Below are 18,363 nucleotides of genomic sequence, written 5' to 3' on the forward strand. Positions count from 1 at the left end.
AGACGGCTGTCCTTTGGGGCGGCCGTTTTTTATCCCGCGTTTTCCCCCCATAGTAAAGCGACCGCATCCCCTGCGTCGCCAACGCCTGCGAGCCCGCACGCATTGGGCGCTGGGTGTACACTTTGCGTCCTGCGGTACGCCTCGGCGCCCCGCAGGACCCCCGAATGGCCCAGGGCCTGAAAAGGCCCCGGGCCTCGGGAGCATACGGCAGCGGCATCCCGCTGCCGTGCAGCGAAGAATGCCGTCGTCGACACAATCGCCGAATCCCTCCGGCCACCTCTTCCAGCCGCTGTACAGCCGTAGCCAGCCGTGAAGTTGCGAGAAACGGCTCGTGCCGGCATGGCGCACCGCGCGTGCGCCTGCCGGTCGTCGCAATGCATAAACAGGTATGAAAACATGGATGAACAACTGAAACAAAGCGCCCTGGCGTATCACGAGAATCCGCGTCCGGGCAAGATCTCGGTCACGCCGACCAAGCCGCTGTCGAACCAGATCGACCTGTCCCTCGCGTATTCCCCCGGCGTCGCCTACGCGTGCGAAGCGATCGCCGAAGATCCGCTGAACGCCAATCGCTACACGTCGCGCAGTAATCTCGTCGGCGTCATCACCAACGGCACCGCCGTGCTCGGCCTCGGCAATATCGGCCCGCTGGCCGCCAAGCCGGTGATGGAAGGCAAAGGCTGCTTGTTCAAGAAATTCGCCGGCATCGATGTGTTCGACATCGAACTCGCGGAACATGATCCGGACAAGCTCGTCGAGGCCATCGCCATGCTCGAGCCGACGCTCGGCGGCATCAACCTCGAAGACATCAAGGCGCCGGAGTGCTTCTATATCGAGAAGAAGCTGCGCGAGCGCATGAAGATCCCCGTCTTCCACGACGACCAACACGGCACCGCCATCATCGCTTCGGCCGGCATCCTTAACGGCCTCAAAGTCGTGGGCAAGGATATCGGCAACGTGAAGCTGGTCTGCTCGGGCGCCGGCGCCGCTGCGATCGCCTGCCTCGACCTGCTCGTCAATCTCGGTCTGAAGAAAGAGAACATCCTCGTCCTCGACTCGAAGGGTGTCATTCACACCGGCCGCGACAAGCTCGATGAAAGCAAGGCGCGTTATGCCGTGGCCACCGAGGCGCGCACGCTCGCCGACGCCAGCAAGGGCGCCGATGTGTTCCTCGGCTGCTCGACCGCCGGCGTGCTGACGGCGGACATGGTCAAGTCCATGGGCGACAAGCCGCTGATCCTCGCGCTGGCCAATCCGGAACCGGAAATCCGGCCGGAAATTGCCAAGGCGGCGCGCCCGGACTGCATTATCGCCACGGGCCGCTCGGATTATCCGAACCAGGTCAATAATGTCCTGTGCTTCCCGTTCATCTTCCGTGGCGCCCTCGATGTCGGCGCGACCACGATCACGGAAGAGATGAAGCTCGCCACGGTCCGCGCTATCGCGGAACTGGCGCAGGAAACCGAGCAAAGCGAAGAAGTTGCGCGCGCCTATGAAGGCCACACGCTCGAATTCGGCCCGGAATACATCATTCCGAAGCCGTTCGATCCGCGCCTGATCATCAAGATTGCGCCGGCTGTGGCGCAAGCCGCGATGGATTCGGGCGTCGCCACGCGTCCGATCGCCGACATGGATGCTTACCGCGAGCAACTGGGCGCCACCGTGTACCGCACGGGCATGGTCATGCGCCCGGTGTTCGCCGCCGCACGCGCACGCTTCGCCTCGGCAGCGCCTGCCCGTATCGTGTTCGCGGAAGGTGAAGACGAACGCGTGCTGCGCGCCGCGCAATTCGTGTTGGCCGAAGGTATCGCCAAGCCGATCATCGTCGGACGTCCGGCGGTCGTCGAAATGCGCCTGAAGAAGATTGGCTCACGGCTGAAGCCGGGCACCGACTTCGAAATCGTCAATCCGGAAGACGATGCGCGTTATCAACGTTGCTGGCAGGCTTACCATGAGATCGGCGCACGCAACGGGGTGACGCCGGAAGTGGCCAAGGCCGCGATGCGCAAGGACAATACGCTGATCGGCGCGATCCTGGTTCGTCTGGGCGAAGCCGACGGCATGATCTGCGGCATGATCGACACGTACCACCGCCACCTGGATATCGTCGATCAGGTGCTGGGCATGTCGCCGGGGGCGCAGAACTACTTCGCGATGAACCTGCTGATGCTGCCGGGCCGCAATCTGTTCATCAGCGATACGTACGTGAACGAAATGCCGAGCAGCGAACAACTGGCAGAGTTGACGGAACTTGCCGCCACGGAAATCGAACGCTTCGGCATCACGCCGAAGGTCGCGCTGCTGTCGAACTCCAATTTCGGCAGCGTGGCGAGCGCATCGGCCAAGCGTATGGCCCGTGCGCGCGATCTGCTGTTCGAACGTGCCCCGCACCTGGAGGTCGATGGTGAAATGCACGGCGATGCGGCGCTGTCGGAAACGGTTCGCCGCACGGCATTCCCGGCCTCGCGCCTGTCGGGCGAAGCCAATCTGCTCGTCATGCCGAATGTGGAAGCGGCGAACATCACGTACAACCTGCTCAAGATGACGGGCGGTGACGGCGTGACGGTCGGCCCGTTCCTGCTGGGTTGCGCAAAGCCGGTGCACATCCTGACGCCGGCCGCGACCGTGCGCCGGATCATCAACATGACGGCCGTGGCCGCAGCAAACGTCGGACGCAACGACTGATGCTGCATTGATGTAGCCAGCAGGCGAAAAAAAGCCGCATGTCTTCAGTGAGAAGCATGCGGCTTGTTCTTTGGGACGGGCCGCTTGGCCCGGTGCCTTATGCCGCCTTGCGCGAGGCGCCGTCGCGGTACTGGGCCAGCAGCTTCGCCCACTTGATGCGCGTGGCTGCAAGGTTCTGGTCCTTCACATGTCCGAAGCCGCGAATTTCCTGCGGCAGGCTCGCGAGCTGCACGGCCAGCGGAAGGTTGTCGGCGCTCAGATGCGCGAGCAGTTCGGCCACCAGCGCTTCGTACTCGCCGATCAGCGCACGCTCCATTTTGCGCTCTTCGGTGCGGCCGAAGACGTCGAGCGGACCGCCACGCAGACCCTTGAACTTCGCGAGGAGCCGGAACGCGGTCATCATCCAGGGACCGTAGGCCTTCTTGACGAGATGCCCCTTGTCATCCTGCTTTGCCAACAGCGGCGGTGCGAGATGGAAGCGCAGCTTGAAGTCGCCTTCGAACTGTTCATGCAGCTTCGCCATGAACCCCGGGTCCGTGTAGAGACGGGCCACTTCGTACTCGTCCTTGTACGCCATCAGCTTGTGCAGTCCGCGCGCGACGGCTTCCGTCAACGGCATCTGCAACCCCTCCGGCGCGCTCGCTGCCTCGGCGGCGCGCACCTGATCGACGAGCCGCTTGAACCGTTCCGCGTAGGCGCGATCCTGATACGCCACGAGTTGATCGTAACGTCGCGCGATCAGCGTATCGACCGCTTTCGGGGTGTGCAGCGTGATCAGCTTGCCGCCGGTTTGTGCCGCCGGCGGGGTCTCGCTTTGTTGCGCGAGCTTGCGCACGCTGGCCAGATCGTGGGCGGCGCGGCGGCCCCATTCGAACGCAGCCTTGTTTTTCTCGATGGACACGCCATTGAGCTCGATCGCACGCGTCAGCGCCGCGTGCGACAACGGCACCCAGCCCTTTTGCCATGCGAAGCCGAGCACGAACGGGTTGGTGTAGATGGTGTCCCCAAGCAGCCGCTCCGCCAGATGATTCGCGTCGACGAAATCGACTTCCTCGCCCGCGGCGTTACGGATATCGTTTTCGGTACTCACGCCGGGGAACTGCCAGTTCGGGTTGCGGACGAAATCGGCCGTGGGCGTATGCGCGCTGTTCACGACCACGCGCGTTTGCCCGCGCTGGACGCGCGAGAGCGTATCGTCGCTGGCCGTCGTGATCGCATCGCAGCCGATCACAAGCCGCGCTTCACCCATGGCGATGCGCGTGGCGTGGATGTCCTCGGGCTGCTGTGCGATCTGCACGTGGCTCGTGACCGCGCCGCCCTTCTGGGCAAGCCCTGTCACGTCGAGGGTGGTTACACCCTTGCCCTCCAGGTGCGCGGCCATGCCGAGCAAGCCGCCGATCGTCACCACGCCGGTGCCGCCCACGCCCGTCACGAGAATGCCGTACGGACGCGAAATCGTGGGCAATGCAGGCTCCGGCAACGGCGCGAGGGCTTCCTTGTCGATCTGCGCGGTCTTCGGCTTGCGCAGTTGTCCCCCCTCGACCGTCACGAAGCTGGGGCAGAAGCCGTTCACGCACGAGAAATCCTTGTTGCACGTGGACTGGTTGACTTGGCGCTTCGTGCCGAACTCGGTTTCCAGCGGCTCGACCGACAGACAGTTCGACTTGACGGAACAGTCGCCGCAGCCTTCGCAGACCGCTTCGTTGATGACGGCGCGCTTGGCCGGATCCGGGTATGTGCCGCGTTTGCGGCGGCGGCGCTTTTCGGTGGCGCAGGTCTGGTCGTAGACGAGGATCGTGGTGCCCGAGATCTCACGCAACTCGCGCTGCACGCGTTCGAGTTCATCGCGATGATAGACCGGCGGGTTGCCTACGAGCGACACGCCCTGGTATTTCTCCGGCTCGTCCGTCACGATGACGATCTTCGTGGTGCCCTCGGCGTCAAGCTGCGCCACGATCTGCGGCACGGTCAGCGTACCGTCGACCGGCTGGCCGCCGGTCATCGCGACCGCATCGTTGTAGAGAATCTTGTAGGTAATGTTCACCTTGGCCGCAATCGCGGCACGAATGGCGAGCAGCCCCGAGTGGAAATAGGTGCCGTCGCCAAGATTGGCGAACACGTGATTGTCTTCCGAGAACGGCGCCTGCCCGATCCAGGGCACGCCCTCGCCGCCCATCTGCGAGAAGGTGTCGGTGCGGCGGTCCATCCAGGTCGTCATGTAATGGCAACCGATGCCGGCGATCGCACGCGAGCCTTCCGGCACGTTCGTCGACGTATTGTGCGGGCAACCCGAGCAGAACCACGGCTTGCGTTCGGCGGCGACACGCGGCTTGGCGAGTGCTTCTTCCTTCGCTTCGATCACGGCCATGCGCGCGGCGATGCGCTCGCGTACGTCGCTCGGCAGGTCGAACTTCTCCAGGCGCGTGGCGATGGCCTTGGCAATGATCGCCGGCGAGAGTTCATAGTGGGCGGGCAACAGCCAGTTGCCCATCGGCACGGACCATTCGCCGCCGGCGCCGTCTTTCTCGTCGAACTTGCCGAACACGCGCGGACGCACGTCGTCACGCCAGTTGTAAAGCTCTTCCTTGATCGCGTACTCGAGAATCTGACGCTTTTCTTCCACCACCAGAATTTCCTGCAGGCCGGTGGCGAAAGCGCGAGCGCCTTGCGCTTCGAGCGGCCACACACAACCGACCTTGTACAGACGAATGCCGATGCGGCTGCACGTGGCTTCGTCGAGGCCGAGATCGGCGAGCGCCTGGCAGACGTCGAGATAGGCTTTGCCGCCGGTCATGATGCCGAAGCGGGCATGCGGCGAGTCGATCGTGACGCGATCGAGCTTGTTCGCGCGCACGTAGGCGAGGCCGGCGTACCACTTGTAGTCGAGCAGCCGCGCTTCCTGCACGAGGGGCGGATCGGGCCAGCGGAGATTCAGGCCGTCGGGCGGCATGATGAAGTCCGTCGGCAACGTGATCTGGACGTTTTGCGGGTCGATCATGACCGACGCAGACGATTCCACGACGTCAGTCACGCACTTCATGGCAACCCATAGCCCGGAATAACGGCTCATCGCCCAGCCGTGCAGGCCGTAGTCGAGATATTCCTGAACGTTGGACGGATACAGCACCGGCAGGCCGGCGGCCTTCAGGACGTGCTCCGACTGGTGCGCGAGCGTGGACGATTTCGCGGCGTGATCGTCGCCGGCCAGGACCAGCACGCCGCCATGTTTCGACGAGCCGGCCGAGTTGCCGTGCTTGAAGACGTCCATGGAACGGTCCACGCCGGGACCCTTGCCGTACCACATCGAGAACACCCCGTCGAACTTCGCGGGGTAGAGATTGACCTGTTGCGAGCCCCAGACCGCTGTCGCGGCGAGGTCTTCATTAAGTCCGGGCTGGAAGACGATATTGTGCCCGGCCAGATGCTGCTTGGCTTTCCACAGGGAAAGGTCGAGTCCGCCCAGCGGCGACCCCCGATAACCGGAGATGTATCCGGCGGTATTCAGGCCAACGGCGGCGTCTCGCTGTTGCTGCAACATGGGCAGACGTACCAGCGCCTGGATGCCGCTCATGTATGCGCGGCCACGATCCAGCGTGTATTTGTCGTCGAGTGTGACCGATTCCAGCGCAGCCAACAGGCTCGCGTTGACGGGGGCATTCATGGGGTGTGCTCCTCACTTCACTGATTTTGGGATCGCCAAAACTTCCTGCCGGCTTGCTCTCGTGAAGCAAGCCGACGGTGGTGATTGCCGGACCTTGTGGGCCGCACGACCGGAGGGTCTGGCGGCGGATCCTTCTTCTATGTCTGCCGGCTATGGTAGCACCGGGTCCTGCCGCATGCAGTAGGTGCACTCCGGTACTTCCAGTTCCAACGGCAGACGCGAAGCAGTATATCGGAAAAGTATTGACGTTTACGTTAACGTTAACCCGGCGGCGACGAGTAATCCAGTACATTTCGGGTGAGCGCCACAGCGGGGCGGGCACGTCGGATGTTTCCGACCGGGGGGCGTAACAACGTGTAACGCCGGGCGGACACGGGGAACGGATCAAGCAGAATGGCCACTAACGAAGCCAAGCCTGTGCATCAACACGTAGAAGGAGTCCCTGTGAATCAACGACATATCGCCAAATTCCTGCTGGTATCCGCCTCGTTCCTGACGCTCGAGATGAGCGTTGCACGTGCCGACGAGCTAGCCCGAGACACCGCGGCGCCAGGGGTTGTTGCCCGCATCGCGGAGCAGCCATACCAGGGGCCGCTCGACACCCGCACAATCGATCCGCGCAAATTCCAGCGCCGGTAATCCAGCCAGGAACGCGGGCAGGAACCCAGGCAGAAGCGCGAGCCATTCACGAATCCGAAGACCTGTCTCAACGTCCTCGGACAGGTCTGAAAAAAACCAAGGGCGCCGGCAATTATGTTGCCGGCGCCCTTTTCGTCTTCAGAGGGGAGCCTGTGCGTCCCGTCCAAACCGGTGGTGTCGCGATGTCCGATGGCAGGCGCGAAGATGGGCAACGCGTGGCCGACTGCAAAGTATAATGCACCGATTATACGTTTTTTTTGCGATCTCTTTCCCCTCGGGCGAGAATTGGGCAATACAATTGCGCTCAAAACCAGAATAAGGGGGAGATATGCCAAAGCTGGAATTGGACAAGACGGACCGCCGAATCCTGGCGCTCCTGCAAGAGAATGGACGATTGTCCAATCTGGAAGTCGCCGAACAGGTGAATCTGTCGCCGAGCCCGTGCCTGCGGCGTATCCGCCGGCTGGAAGAGGCGGGCGTGATCCGCGGCTACGTGGCGCTGCTGGATCCGGCGCGTCTGGGACTGGGGCTGCTCGCGTACGTCAACGTCCGGATCGAGAAGCGCGGTGTTGCCGATTCGCACGGGCAGACACCCCCCTCGCGGTTTCGCGCTGTCGTCGACACATGGCCGGAAGTGGTCGGCTGCTACGCAATGACGGGCGACATGGATTATCTGTTACGCGTCCACGTCAATGATATGGCGCATTTCTCGCGCTTCATGCAGGAGCAATTGCTGCAGCATCCGAGCGTCATCGACGTGAAGACGAGCTTCGTGCTCGACAGCTTCAAAGAGACGACGGCGTTGCCGCTACCCTGACAACCATCAGGTCCGGGTAGATTCAGGGCAGATATCAGGCTGCGCGTTGCTGCGGCAGCAGGGCGCCGAACAGCCGGCGCGCGTTGCGCATCTGGCGCTTGACCGCGTAGTCGAACGCGGCGGCTTGTTCCTGCACCATTTCGCTCAGCATCGAGCCGGTGTCGGCCGGCGGCAGCGTGAGATACGCATCGGCTTCGCCGTAGGCGTAATGGATTTCCATGCCGGCCTTCCTGGCAATACGCATCATGCGGGCATTGCGCGACAGGCAGTGCATGTAGAGGGTGTCGATGCCCTTGTTGCGGCTGTGGATCGCCGCGCGCTCGAACAGACGCGTGCCGACACCCTGACCACGCGCCGATTCCGACACGGACACGCCGAACTCGGCAACACGGCCGTTCTGGCCTTCCGGCAGGAGCGCGAGATGCGCCACGGCCACCAGCGCCAGATTGTTGTCGTACACACCGAAGATGCTGTCGCGGATAAAGTCCAGGCCGGCCACATAGCGCACGATCACGTCATCGGAAACCGCCTGCCCGAAACGCAGCAGACGGTCTTCTTCCCCGAGTGACGTGAAATGGCGCATCAAACGATGGCGATCCGCCGCCGACAACTCGCGAATCAACACGCCCGTCCGCTCGTTGGCGGCGACCGGGGCGTGGCCGTCGGCAGGCATGTTGGGGGGCGTGGTCATGGCAAATCCTTGTGTTCTTTCCGGCCGCAAACGACATTGCTGCGACGCAAAAGAATTATAGCCGATTTTATAGGTGAAAACCCTAGGACCGACCGGTCGGGATTTGAATGATTCGTCTAAATGCTTGTAAAGCCAAGGGTTTCTGCGGCGCTTGGGGCGATCGGCAGTTGCTGCGAGGCAACACGCAAGCGCGCCGGAATAGTGCGCGGAAAAAATAACCGCGCGCCCGGCAGGGCCGGAACGCGCGGCGAGTGCTGCGCTATGCCGCCGTGCAGGTTTACTCCGCTTCCTGCAGGCCGTGCCACATTTCCTGGTCGCGCTCGGCGGTCCAGATGCGCGGGTGCTTGATGCCGCTGGCTTCGTCGACTGCACGGGTCACGTCGAACGGCAGACAGTGTTCATAGATGAACACGTGGCCGAACTTCGGATCCATCTGCGTGCGCACATAAGCCATCGTGTCCTTGAGCGACAGTCCCTTGGCGACGGCCGCCTTGGCGCTCGTCAGCAGCGTGCTCACGAAATCCTTGGTGTAGTCGAGGCCTTCGTTGACACGCGCCGGGCCGATCAGGGCGGGGCCGCGGCCCGGCACCAGCGCTTCGGCGTTCATGGCGCGCAGCGCTTCGAGCGTGGCCGGCCATTCTTCCAGTTGGGCGTCGCCCGTGTAGGCGGCCGCCTCGAATTCGACGAGATCGCCGGAGAACAGCGTCTTGTCCTTGGGCAGCCAGACGATCGTGTCGCCCTTGGTGTGTCCCATGCCGATGTGCTTGATCTGCACTTCCAGCTTGCCCATGAACAGTGTGAGTTCGTTATCGAACACGAGCGTCGGCCAGGTCAGGCCCGGAATCGATTCGACAGCGTCAAACAGGCGCGGGAAGCGTTCGATCTCCGACTTCATGTCGGCTTCGCCGCGTTCCTGGATCATTTCATAGGTGCCGCGGCTCGCAATGATCTGCTCGCAGCCTTCGGCCAGATAGGCGGAGGCGCCGAGCACGCGCACAGCGTGGTAATGGGTCAGGACGACGTATTTGATCGGCAGGTCGGTGACCTTGCGGATTTCCTGGATCAGCGCCTGCGCCATGACCGGCGTGGCGGTGGTGTCGATGACCATCACGCCGTCATCGCCGATCACGACGCCCGAATTGGGGTCGCCTTCGGCGGTAAACGCATAGGCGTTGTCGGACAGCTTGGTGAAACTCGTCTGCTTGACGGCCAGATCGGCCTGAGACGCGAACTGCTTGCTCATGGGGGTGCCTCCTCGCTGGGGGTGATTTTAACTAATCGTAACGAATTACGTATTGTTAAAAGTATAGGGCATTCCCCGAGGTCTTGCAGTCGCGTCCGTCTGGTGCGTGTTGCTAGGGCGTTTCGGCGGCGGACAGCGACTTGGCCAGTCCGTGTTCCATCACGTCGATGACTTCGTCGGCGAAATCGCGATAACGCATGCGGCCGCCTGGCTTGAGCCAGGTAAAGGTCCAGTTGATCATGCCGAAGAGCATCATGGTCAGCGCGGTCTGGTTCTCCTTGTTGACCCGGTCGGGGAATGCCCGGGCGAGCTGACGCGAAAACGCGGCGACGACATCGCGTTGACGGTTCAGCACGATCTCGCGTTGGTTGTCGACAAGGAATTTAACGTCGTTGAGCAAAGCGATGTGACGGGTTTGCGACGTTTCATACTCGTCGAGGAAGGCGCGCACGAGTTCGTGGAACGTTTCCTGTTCCGAGAGGCCGCGGCGCTGTCCGAGCGCTTCGACTTCCGCGATGATCAGCATGAGCCGCTTGGTGTAGCGCTCGAGCAGATCGAACAGGATGGCATCCTTGCTGACGTAGTAGTGATACAAACGGGCCTTCGAGGTGCCGCAGGCGGCGGCCAGTTCAGCCATCGAGGTGCTCGGATAGCTGGCGCGCGCGAAGGCCTCGGCGGCCACCTCGAGGATCTTTTCGCGCTGCGACTCGTGGTCGGGCGCTTTGGTACGTGCCATGCGGGAGTTACTCCAAACGTAGTTCGCACGCCGCGGGGGCGGTGGTGTCGCCGCGCAGTGCGAGGCGGCCGGCGGCGCCGAGTTCGCGGCAGCGCCAGAGCAGAAAGGTGTCGGTAGCGAAGAAGCCGTCGATGCGGGCCATCAGGTTGGGCAGGAATCCGGTCATCGGCGTCCACTCGACAGGCGCGCGGGCCAGGATGAGATCGTCGATCTCGCCGAACGCGCCCCCCTCGAATGTGTTGTGTGTCCAGCGGCGGATCTGCGTGTTGGCCTGCTTGAGCGCGCGCCATTCCAGCGACAGCCGGCCGATGCGCAGCAACGACGTCGGCGCGATGTGCGGCAGCCGGTCGGCCAGCGTTTCCGGCGTATACATGCCGACGCTGGTGCGTCGCGACGGCACGCCCGGCGGATCGAGGTCGGCGGCGCGCAGCGGTATTTCGTTGATTCGCGCAGGGGTGTTGCGCAAGGTGAACGCGACGCGGCGCAACGTGAGTTGATCGGCCGCACTGTCGCCATGCCAGCAGGCGACGGCCGCCTCGCCCTCGGCGAGTCGGTGCAACGACGCCAGCTCTTCGCGCAGTTCCCCCGCATAGTCGCGTGAGGCGGGCGGCGCGACGCGATGCCAGAAGGCGGCGCGCTGGCGTTCGGTCTCGTCGATCTCGCGCAACGGGCCGACGGCCAGATCGTCGCGCAATACCAGAACGGGGTCTGCGCGTTGCGCCAACGCCAACGCCGCGCGTAACTGCTGCGCGGCGACATCGCCACAAACGACATGGATGGTATTCATGCCGATAGTTTACGGTATTCCCCGCCCGTCCGGGTGACGGGCGCGTGATGGCGCGAATAATAAGCCGATAGCGTCGCGTTTGCGCCGGATGCCGCCCATTTTGCACCTCGCGGGAACGGCCGCTGCGGCATGCAACGGCCGATCTGCGCCGGTGTGGGCCGGCGAAGCCGGCGTTAACGCTCGTCGTAGCTCACCACGACGCGGTCCGTTAACGGTCGCGCCTGACATGTCAGGACGAAACCTTGCTCGACTTCGTGGTCTTCCAGCGTGTAGTTCTTGTCCATCGCCACTTCACCTTCGAGCACCTTGGCGCGGCAGGTACAGCATACGCCGCCCTTGCACGCATATGGCAGGGCGAGACCGGCCTGCAGGCCCGTGTCGAGAATGCTCTGGCCTTCATACGGCTGGCGCAGGCGGCGTTCCTTGCCGTCCATCACGACGACCAGCTCGGCTGTCGGCGTGGCGTCGGTGATGACGACCGGCTTGGCGCCGGCTTGCGGCGACGGCACGCCGAAACGTTCGACGTGGATCTTTTCCTTGGCGACGCCGGCGGCGGCAAGCGCGGCTTCGGCGGCATCCATCATCGGACCGGGACCGCAGATGAACGCTTCGTCGATCGATGCCGGCGGAATCAGCGCCTCGAGAAACGCGGCACATTTGTCCCGATCGAGCAGGCCGTTGAACAGATCGACTTCCTGCGCTTCATCGGACAGCACGTGGTACAGGCGCAGGCGGCCCAGATACGTGTTCTTCAGGTCTTCCAGCGATTCCGCGAACATGATCGCCGGCACGGAACGATTGCCGTAGACCAGCGTGAACTGGCTGCTCGGCTCCGTCGCGAGCGTGGTCTTGATGAGCGCAAGCATCGGCGTGATGCCGGAGCCGCCGGCGAAGCCGACGTAATGCTTGGCGTGGTCGGCCGACAAACGGGTGAAGAAACGGCCATCGGGCGTCATGACGTCGAGCGCCTGGCCCGGCTTGAGCTGATCGTTGGCGAAATTCGAGAACTTGCCGCCCGGCACGCGCTTGATGCCGACGCGCAACTCGCCCGTGGCGTCATAGTCGGGCACGCCGACGCAGATCGAGTACGACCGGCGCGCTTCCTCGCCGTCAATGGCGGTCTTGAGCGTCAGGAACTGGCCTTGCGTAAAGCGATAGGCGTCGCGCAGCGTCTCCGGCACGGTGAAGGCGATCGAGATCGCGTCGGCGGTCTCGGGACGGATTTCGCGAATGGTCAGCGAGTGGAATTGCGGGGTCGTCATCGATGGCTTCCTTGCGGCGAGCGGGACGGTGCGCATGCTTTGGGCACACCGGTCGTGTCCGGGCGGCTCCGGGGAGGCGTCCGGCCAACGGGTCAACAGGTCAATAGGGCTTGAAAAAGTCGAACGGTTCGCGGCACGTGCGGCAACGATACAGCGCCTTGCACGCGGTCGAGCCGAACGCGGACACGACTTCAGTGTCGTGCGAGCCGCACTGCGGGCACGCCACGCCGTCCTTCGGGCGGCCATAGAACTTCACCGGCACTGCGCCGCCGCCGACCACCGCATGCGCGCCTGTGGGCGGCGCAATGCCGTACGCGCGCAGCTTGTCGCGCGCCTCGTCCGTAATCCAGTCGGTGGTCCATGCGGGCGCGAGCACGGTCGTGATGCGATACGGGCCGAGGCCCGCCTGCGTCATGGCAGTGTCGATGTCCTGCGCGATCTGGTCCATCGCCGGGCAGCCGGAGTAGGTCGGCGTGATCACGATTTCGAACGTGCGCGCCGCGCCGTCGCCCGCCAGGCGCACGTCACGCAGGATCCCGAGTTCGCGGATCGACACGACCGGAATCTCCGGGTCGGGCACGGCTTCCAGCGTCTGCCAGGCGAGCGGCAGCGTGGCTTCGGATGGGCGCGTCGATACGTTCATCGCGATATCCCCGCCTTACCAGGTGGCGCCCGGATGCAGGCGCGCCAGGCCCTGCATTTCGGCGAGCAGGTAGCTCATGTGCTCGGAGTGCACACCGAACTTGCCTGTGCTGATGAAACCTCCGGCGGCCGGCGCCTCGAGCGTTGCCTGCTCGAGCGTTTCATTGACCACGGCCTGCCAGGCGTCTTTCAGGCTTTCGGTCGTGACCGCGATGCCGCGGTCGGCGACCGCCATCTCGATTTCGTCCGAGGCGAAGATCTCGTTGGTGTACGGCACAAGATAGGCGAGCGCGGCTTGCGCGCGCTGGTGCGACTCGGCCGTACCGTCGCCGAACCGGATGAGCCAGTCGCGGGCGTGGTGCAGGTGATAGTGCGCTTCCTTGATGGACTTGGCGGCGATGGCAGCCAGTTCCGCATCGGCGGACACGGTGAGCGCTTGCCACAATTCGACCATCAGGGCCGAGTAGAGGAAATTGCGCACGATCGTCACGGCGTAGTCGCGATCGGCAGCCGAGCTGCCGGCGGTCGGGCCGAAATGCGGCAGCTCTACGAGCGTCCAGTTCCGGAAGGCCGGTTCGTCGCGCAGATACGCGTAATCGTCTTCGGTCTTCGCTTTGCCGGTGAGTTCGCCTTCGAGCGCGGCGGCGTGCGTGTACAGCAGACGCGCCTGGCCGATCAGGTCGAGACTGATGTTCGACAGGGCGATATCTTCTTCCAGCACGGGGCCGTGGCCGCACCATTCGGCGTTGCGTTGACCAAGGATCAGCGCGTTGTCGGCGAGGCGCAGCAGATAGGAAAGGTGTTCCTGCGTCGGTTTCATGTTCGTCATTCTCGTGTGAAGGACACGCCGGTGCGCCCGCGAGCAGGCGGCGGGCCGGCGCGACGCCTTACATGTGGTTCACTTCTTCCGGCAACTGGTAGAAGGTCGGATGACGGTAAATCTTGTCGGCGGCCGGATCGAACAGCTCGCCCTTGTCTTCCGGCGCGGAGGCCGTGATGGCGGCCGACGGCACAACCCAGATGCTCACGCCTTCCTGGCGGCGCGTGTAGACGTCACGCGCCATGCGCAGCGCCTGTTCGGCGTCGGCGGCGTGCAGGCTGCCACTGTGCTTGTGCTCGAGGCCCATTTTGCTGCGGACGAACACTTCCCAGAGGGGCCATTCCTTGTTGATAGCTTGCGTCATGATCTTTCCTTGTGGGGACGGTTCGCTCAGGCAGCCTGCCTGGCGGCGCGCTGGCGTTGTTTTTCGGCGTGGGCGAGGGCGGCTTCACGGACCCAGGCCCCTTTTTCGTGAGCGGCGACACGCGCGCCGACGCGCTCCTTGTTGCACGGGCCTTCGCCATTGACGACGCGCCAGAACTCGGACCAGTCGATGGTGCCGTAGTCATGCTGGCCGCGCTCGGCGTTCCACTTCAGATCCGGATCGGGGAACGTGACGCCGAGCACCTTGGCCTGCTCCATCGCGGCATCGACGAACTTCTGGCGCAGATCGTCGTTCGAGATGCGCTTGATGCCCCACTTCATGGTCTGGGCGCTGTGGATGGAATCCTTGTCGCTCGGGCCGAACATCATCAGCACCGGCCACCACCAGCGGTTGACGGCTTCCTGCACCATGTCGCGCTGCTGCTGCGTGCCGGCCATCATGGCGAGCAAGGCGTCGAAGCCCTGGCGCTGATGAAACGACTCTTCCTTGCAGATGCGGATCATGGCGCGCGCGTACGGACCGTACGTGCAGCGGCACAGCGGCACCTGGTTCATGATCGCGGCGCCGTCGACGAGCCAGCCGATCACGCCCACGTCCGCCCAGGTGAGCGTCGGGTAATTGAAAATGGACGAATACTTCGCCTTGCCTGAATGCAGCGCGTCGATCATCTGGTCGCGCGACGTGCCGAGCGTTTCGGCGGCGGAGTATAGATACAGGCCGTGGCCGGCTTCGTCCTGGACCTTGGCCAGGAGAATGGCCTTGCGCTTCAGGCTCGGCGCCCGCGAAATCCAGTTGCCTTCCGGCAGCATGCCGACGATTTCCGAGTGCGCGTGCTGCGAAATCTGACGTACGAGCGTCTTGCGATACTCGGCGGGCATGTATTCCTGCGGTTCGATCTTCTGATCGGCGGCCATGCGCTCGTCGAAACGAGCCAGTTGCTGCTGCTCGGCCTCGCTCAGGGCGCGGGCATCGTCGAGAGAAGCGACCTTGCCGGCCACATCGATGGCTTGCGTATACATAGAGAGAGGCCTCCGCGGCATTGTGGGGAATATGGGGCATTATAAACCAACCGACCGGTCGGTCAATAAATGATTGCAAAAATATGATGCAGCAACTGCAGCGGTGTTCGGGCCCATCGGGCCCGCCTGTACGGCATCACTGGCCCCGGCGAGCGCCCCTTGGTCACTTGGGCGATTTCTCGGAGGCTTCGCGCCATGCTGAAATGGTCTTGAAGATGTCCATCGGCATCGGGAATACGATCGTCGAACTTTTGTCGCTGGCGATATTGGTAAGCGTCTGCAAGTAGCGCAATTGCATCGCCTCGGGTTGCCGGGACAACATCTGTGCCGCTTCAAGCAGTGCTTGCGACGCCTGCAGTTCGCCCTGCGCGTGAATCACCTTGGCGCGGCGTTCGCGCTCCGCCTCGGCCTGTCGGGCGATGGCCCGTATCATGGATTCGTTGAGGTCGACGTGCTTGATCTCTACGGTCGAGACCTTGATCCCCCATGCGTCGGTCTGCGAGTCGAGCACGCGCTGAATGTCGAGGTTGAGCCGTTCCCGCTCGGCCAGCAATTCATCGAGTTCGTGCTTGCCAAGCACCGCGCGCAGCGTCGTTTGCGACAACTGGCTCGTTGCCTCCAGAAAACGCGCCACCTGGATGACGGCCTTTTCCGGGTCAACGACTCGGAAGTAGACGACCGCGTTGACCTTGACCGAGACGTTGTCGCGCGTGATCACGTCCTGCGGCGGCACGTCGAATACGACCGTGCGCAAATCGATCCTGACCATCTGCTGGACCCCGGGAATCAGCAGGAACAGGCCCGGTCCCTTGACGCGCCAGAAGCGTCCGAGCAGGAACACGACGCCGCGTTCGTATTCCCGCAATATCCGAAACGCCGACAAGACGAGCAGCAGTACCAGCAGGAACGGCACCGAACTGAAGAGAAAGGAAAGTCCCATCATGAGGCTCCGGACGAGTCGGAAGACAAGGGGGCGACGGTCAGCACAAGGCCGTCCCGCGCCTGTACGCGAATGCGTTGGTCAATGGCCAGGGGCACCGTGCTGCGCACGCGCCAGCGTTCGCTGTGGACCGTGGCCCAGCCTTCTTCGCCGACCTGCGGTACGTCGCTCAGCATGACGCCCACCGCACCGAGGATCGCTTCCCGGCCTGTCACGACCGGCCGGCGCCTGGCGCGCAATGCGAAGCTCGACACGCCGAAGATGAACAGGCCGGTCGTTACCGCCAGCGCGACGATGAGCGAGATCGGCACGCCGAAGCCTGGCGCGTCGGTGTCGATCAGCATGACCGCGCCGATCGAGAACGCAACGATTCCCCCGATGCCCAGCGTGCCGAAGGTCGGCAGGAACGCCTCAGCGATCAGGAACGAGATGCCGAGCATCACGAGCGCCAGGCCGGCGTAGTTGATCGGCAGCGTCTGGAGGGCGAACAGGCCGAGCAGCAGGCAGATCGCGCCGGCCACGCCCGGCAGGACGAAGCCCGGATTCGCGAATTCGAAGAACAGCCCGTACACGCCGATCATCATCAGGATCAGCGCCACGCTCGGGTCAGTGATGACGGTAAAGAGTTGTGTGCGCCAGTCGGGCTTGATGATCTCGATCCTGGCGTCGCGCGTATGCAATACATGCGGACCGGCAATGGTCTCGACGCGGCGGCCGTCGATTTGCCGCAACAAGTCGGGGGTATCGCGCGCAAGCAGGTCGACAACATGGTCGCGCACTGCGTCGGACGCCGGCAGGCTGACCGACTCGCGTACCGCGCGCTCGGCCCAGTCGGCGTTGCGGCCACGCAGTTGCGCCAGGCTGCGGATATACGCGATGGCGTCCTGCATCTGCTTGCGGGCGAGCGTCGACTCCGTATCTTCGCCGTTTGCGGGCTTGGCCTTCTCGTCGGGCTTGCCGCCTCCCCCGGGGCTGGTTGGAATGCCTATCCGGATCGGTGTGGCGGCCCCGAGGTTGGTGCCCGGCGCCATCGCGGCAACATGGCTGGCATACAGAATGTAGGTGCCGGCGCTGGCGGCGCGTGCACCGCCCGGTGCCACGAAGGTCGCCACGGGTACCGGCGAGGCCAGGATCGCCTTGATGATCTGGCGCATCGAGACGTCGAGTCCGCCCGGCGTATCCATCTCGAGTACGACCAGGGCGGCACGCATCTCCTGGGCACGGTGCAGGCCATGCTCGACGAACGCCGCGCTGGCCGGGCCGATCGCTCCGGTCACGGGCAATACAAACACGGCGCCGGGCGGGGGCTGGGACGCCGGTTCGGCCGCCGGCGCAACGGCACACAGTCCGAGCAAGCAGACGAGCAACCACCTTAGCATTCTGACCATCGTGCCTCCTTGGCTGTCGGAGGGCAGGCTATGGATTAATAATAGGTGTTAGTCGACGCCTTGCGGACGACGAGCATCGACTTGGAGAAAGTGATCGCTCGGCGGCAGCGTCAGGGCGCACAGTCGTTGCATAACGTGGCAATGCGCCATATGCGTCGAGGCGCGACGGATTGCCGGTCAGCGGATTGGCACCCGCTGCCCAGCCTATATATAGAGAGGCATCGTACGGGAACCACGGTGGGGTATTGATATAGAGGGGCTATCAGGAAGGATATTCGATTTCGTTGTTTGCGCCGCGTGAAGCGCGCCGGTAAAGTGAACGCGTCTCCTCCATGAGCTTCCTGTCCCATGGAACTTGGCAGCCCGCGCCGAGGGAGCGGGCTTTTTTGCCCGCTGTAAAATTATTTTCACAAAGGGCTTGCGCACTTCGTTGGACTTCACTAATATCTCGTTCTCGCAACAAACAACGCGCAGCGAAAGCGGCGAAACGGATGTGGCGGGAAGGCTGGAAAGCCTTGTTGGAAGCGGTTCTTGAGCTTGTGCGACGCGAAAGCGGCGAACGAAAAAAGCGAAAAAAACTGTTGACGACGACGAGAAGTTGCGACATAATCTCACTTCTCTGCTGCTGATGCAGCGACGCAGAAAACG

The 18,363-nt window shown here is 63.4% G+C and carries 16 protein-coding genes; 3 read left to right on the plus strand and 13 right to left on the minus strand.

Going from position 1 to position 18,363, the window contains the following annotated elements; all coding sequences use genetic code 11:
• Nucleotides 1-396 precede the first annotated feature (396 nt).
• On the plus strand, nucleotides 397-2,685 hold the full coding sequence (locus PTE30175_RS21300; protein WP_150699066.1) for an NADP-dependent malic enzyme: 2,289 nt from the start codon (nucleotides 397-399) through the stop codon (nucleotides 2,683-2,685).
• 97 nt (nucleotides 2,686-2,782) lie between these two features.
• On the opposite strand, the gene PTE30175_RS21305 is transcribed toward PTE30175_RS21300, so the two are convergent.
• A complete protein-coding gene (locus tag PTE30175_RS21305; protein WP_150699067.1) occupies nucleotides 2,783-6,346 on the minus strand; it encodes an indolepyruvate ferredoxin oxidoreductase family protein in 3,564 nt (1,187 codons plus the stop codon).
• Between the two features lie 444 nt (nucleotides 6,347-6,790).
• Between PTE30175_RS21305 and PTE30175_RS21310 the strand changes: the two genes are divergently transcribed.
• Nucleotides 6,791-6,985, plus strand: a complete 195-nt coding sequence (locus tag PTE30175_RS21310; protein ID WP_150699068.1) for a hypothetical protein — start codon at nucleotides 6,791-6,793, stop codon at nucleotides 6,983-6,985.
• 328 nt (nucleotides 6,986-7,313) lie between these two features.
• A complete protein-coding gene (locus tag PTE30175_RS21315) occupies nucleotides 7,314-7,802 on the plus strand; it encodes an Lrp/AsnC family transcriptional regulator (RefSeq protein ID WP_150699069.1) in 489 nt (162 codons plus the stop codon).
• 34 nt (nucleotides 7,803-7,836) lie between these two features.
• On the opposite strand, the gene PTE30175_RS21320 is transcribed toward PTE30175_RS21315, so the two are convergent.
• From PTE30175_RS21320 to PTE30175_RS21375, 12 genes are all read right to left on the minus strand, one after another.
• Nucleotides 7,837-8,493, minus strand: coding sequence for a GNAT family N-acetyltransferase (locus PTE30175_RS21320; protein ID WP_150699070.1), 657 nt, complete (start codon nucleotides 8,491-8,493; stop codon nucleotides 7,837-7,839).
• Between the two features lie 277 nt (nucleotides 8,494-8,770).
• Nucleotides 8,771-9,736, minus strand: coding sequence for an MBL fold metallo-hydrolase (locus PTE30175_RS21325; protein ID WP_150699071.1), 966 nt, complete (start codon nucleotides 9,734-9,736; stop codon nucleotides 8,771-8,773).
• 112 nt (nucleotides 9,737-9,848) lie between these two features.
• On the minus strand, nucleotides 9,849-10,472 hold the full coding sequence (locus PTE30175_RS21330) for a TetR/AcrR family transcriptional regulator (protein ID WP_150699072.1): 624 nt from the start codon (nucleotides 10,470-10,472) through the stop codon (nucleotides 9,849-9,851).
• A gap of 7 nt (nucleotides 10,473-10,479) precedes the next feature.
• On the minus strand, nucleotides 10,480-11,259 hold the full coding sequence (locus PTE30175_RS21335) for a DUF1835 domain-containing protein (RefSeq protein ID WP_150699073.1): 780 nt from the start codon (nucleotides 11,257-11,259) through the stop codon (nucleotides 10,480-10,482).
• Between the two features lie 173 nt (nucleotides 11,260-11,432).
• Nucleotides 11,433-12,521: a 1,2-phenylacetyl-CoA epoxidase subunit PaaE gene (gene paaE, locus PTE30175_RS21340; RefSeq protein WP_150699074.1), complete on the minus strand. Its 1,089-nt coding sequence runs from the start codon at nucleotides 12,519-12,521 to the stop codon at nucleotides 11,433-11,435.
• A 100-nt stretch (nucleotides 12,522-12,621) separates the two neighbouring features.
• A complete protein-coding gene (gene paaD / locus PTE30175_RS21345) occupies nucleotides 12,622-13,164 on the minus strand; it encodes a 1,2-phenylacetyl-CoA epoxidase subunit PaaD (protein WP_150699075.1) in 543 nt (180 codons plus the stop codon).
• 15 nt (nucleotides 13,165-13,179) lie between these two features.
• Nucleotides 13,180-13,992, minus strand: a complete 813-nt coding sequence (paaC, locus tag PTE30175_RS21350; protein WP_420819663.1) for a 1,2-phenylacetyl-CoA epoxidase subunit PaaC — start codon at nucleotides 13,990-13,992, stop codon at nucleotides 13,180-13,182.
• 58 nt (nucleotides 13,993-14,050) lie between these two features.
• Entirely contained in the window at nucleotides 14,051-14,335 is a 285-nt protein-coding gene (paaB, locus tag PTE30175_RS21355; RefSeq protein ID WP_150699086.1) for a 1,2-phenylacetyl-CoA epoxidase subunit PaaB, read from the minus strand.
• A gap of 38 nt (nucleotides 14,336-14,373) precedes the next feature.
• Nucleotides 14,374-15,387, minus strand: coding sequence for a 1,2-phenylacetyl-CoA epoxidase subunit PaaA (gene paaA / locus PTE30175_RS21360; protein ID WP_150699077.1), 1,014 nt, complete (start codon nucleotides 15,385-15,387; stop codon nucleotides 14,374-14,376).
• 163 nt (nucleotides 15,388-15,550) lie between these two features.
• Nucleotides 15,551-16,330 (minus strand): slipin family protein, encoded by a 780-nt coding sequence (locus tag PTE30175_RS21365; RefSeq protein WP_150699078.1) that lies wholly within the window; start codon nucleotides 16,328-16,330, stop codon nucleotides 15,551-15,553.
• On the minus strand, nucleotides 16,327-17,715 hold the full coding sequence (locus PTE30175_RS21370; RefSeq protein WP_150699079.1) for an NfeD family protein: 1,389 nt from the start codon (nucleotides 17,713-17,715) through the stop codon (nucleotides 16,327-16,329). Before PTE30175_RS21370 ends, PTE30175_RS21365 begins: the two co-directional genes overlap by 4 nt.
• Nucleotides 17,716-17,977: 262 nt before the next feature.
• Nucleotides 17,978-18,363, minus strand: a 386-nt coding sequence (locus tag PTE30175_RS21375) for a hypothetical protein (protein ID WP_224788908.1), incomplete at its 5' end; no start/stop codon positions are given.

Source organism: Pandoraea terrae, assembly GCF_902459695.1.
GTDB classification, from domain to species: domain Bacteria; phylum Pseudomonadota; class Gammaproteobacteria; order Burkholderiales; family Burkholderiaceae; genus Pandoraea; species Pandoraea terrae.

Coding starts and splice junctions, on each gene's coding strand:
- paaD (WP_150699075.1), bottom strand. CDS start 13,164: ATGAACGTATCGACGCGCCCATCCGAAGCCACGCTGCCGCTCGCCTGG.
- PTE30175_RS21330 (WP_150699072.1), bottom strand. CDS start 10,472: ATGGCACGTACCAAAGCGCCCGACCACGAGTCGCAGCGCGAAAAGATC.
- PTE30175_RS21370 (WP_150699079.1), bottom strand. CDS start 17,715: ATGGTCAGAATGCTAAGGTGGTTGCTCGTCTGCTTGCTCGGACTGTGT.
- paaE (WP_150699074.1), bottom strand. CDS start 12,521: ATGACGACCCCGCAATTCCACTCGCTGACCATTCGCGAAATCCGTCCC.
- PTE30175_RS21365 (WP_150699078.1), bottom strand. CDS start 16,330: ATGATGGGACTTTCCTTTCTCTTCAGTTCGGTGCCGTTCCTGCTGGTA.
- paaA (WP_150699077.1), bottom strand. CDS start 15,387: ATGTATACGCAAGCCATCGATGTGGCCGGCAAGGTCGCTTCTCTCGAC.
- PTE30175_RS21335 (WP_150699073.1), bottom strand. CDS start 11,259: ATGAATACCATCCATGTCGTTTGTGGCGATGTCGCCGCGCAGCAGTTA.
- paaC (WP_420819663.1), bottom strand. CDS start 13,992: ATGACGAACATGAAACCGACGCAGGAACACCTTTCCTATCTGCTGCGC.
- PTE30175_RS21320 (WP_150699070.1), bottom strand. CDS start 8,493: ATGACCACGCCCCCCAACATGCCTGCCGACGGCCACGCCCCGGTCGCC.
- PTE30175_RS21305 (WP_150699067.1), bottom strand. CDS start 6,346: ATGAATGCCCCCGTCAACGCGAGCCTGTTGGCTGCGCTGGAATCGGTC.
- PTE30175_RS21315 (WP_150699069.1), top strand. CDS start 7,314: ATGCCAAAGCTGGAATTGGACAAGACGGACCGCCGAATCCTGGCGCTC.
- PTE30175_RS21300 (WP_150699066.1), top strand. CDS start 397: ATGGATGAACAACTGAAACAAAGCGCCCTGGCGTATCACGAGAATCCG.
- PTE30175_RS21325 (WP_150699071.1), bottom strand. CDS start 9,736: ATGAGCAAGCAGTTCGCGTCTCAGGCCGATCTGGCCGTCAAGCAGACG.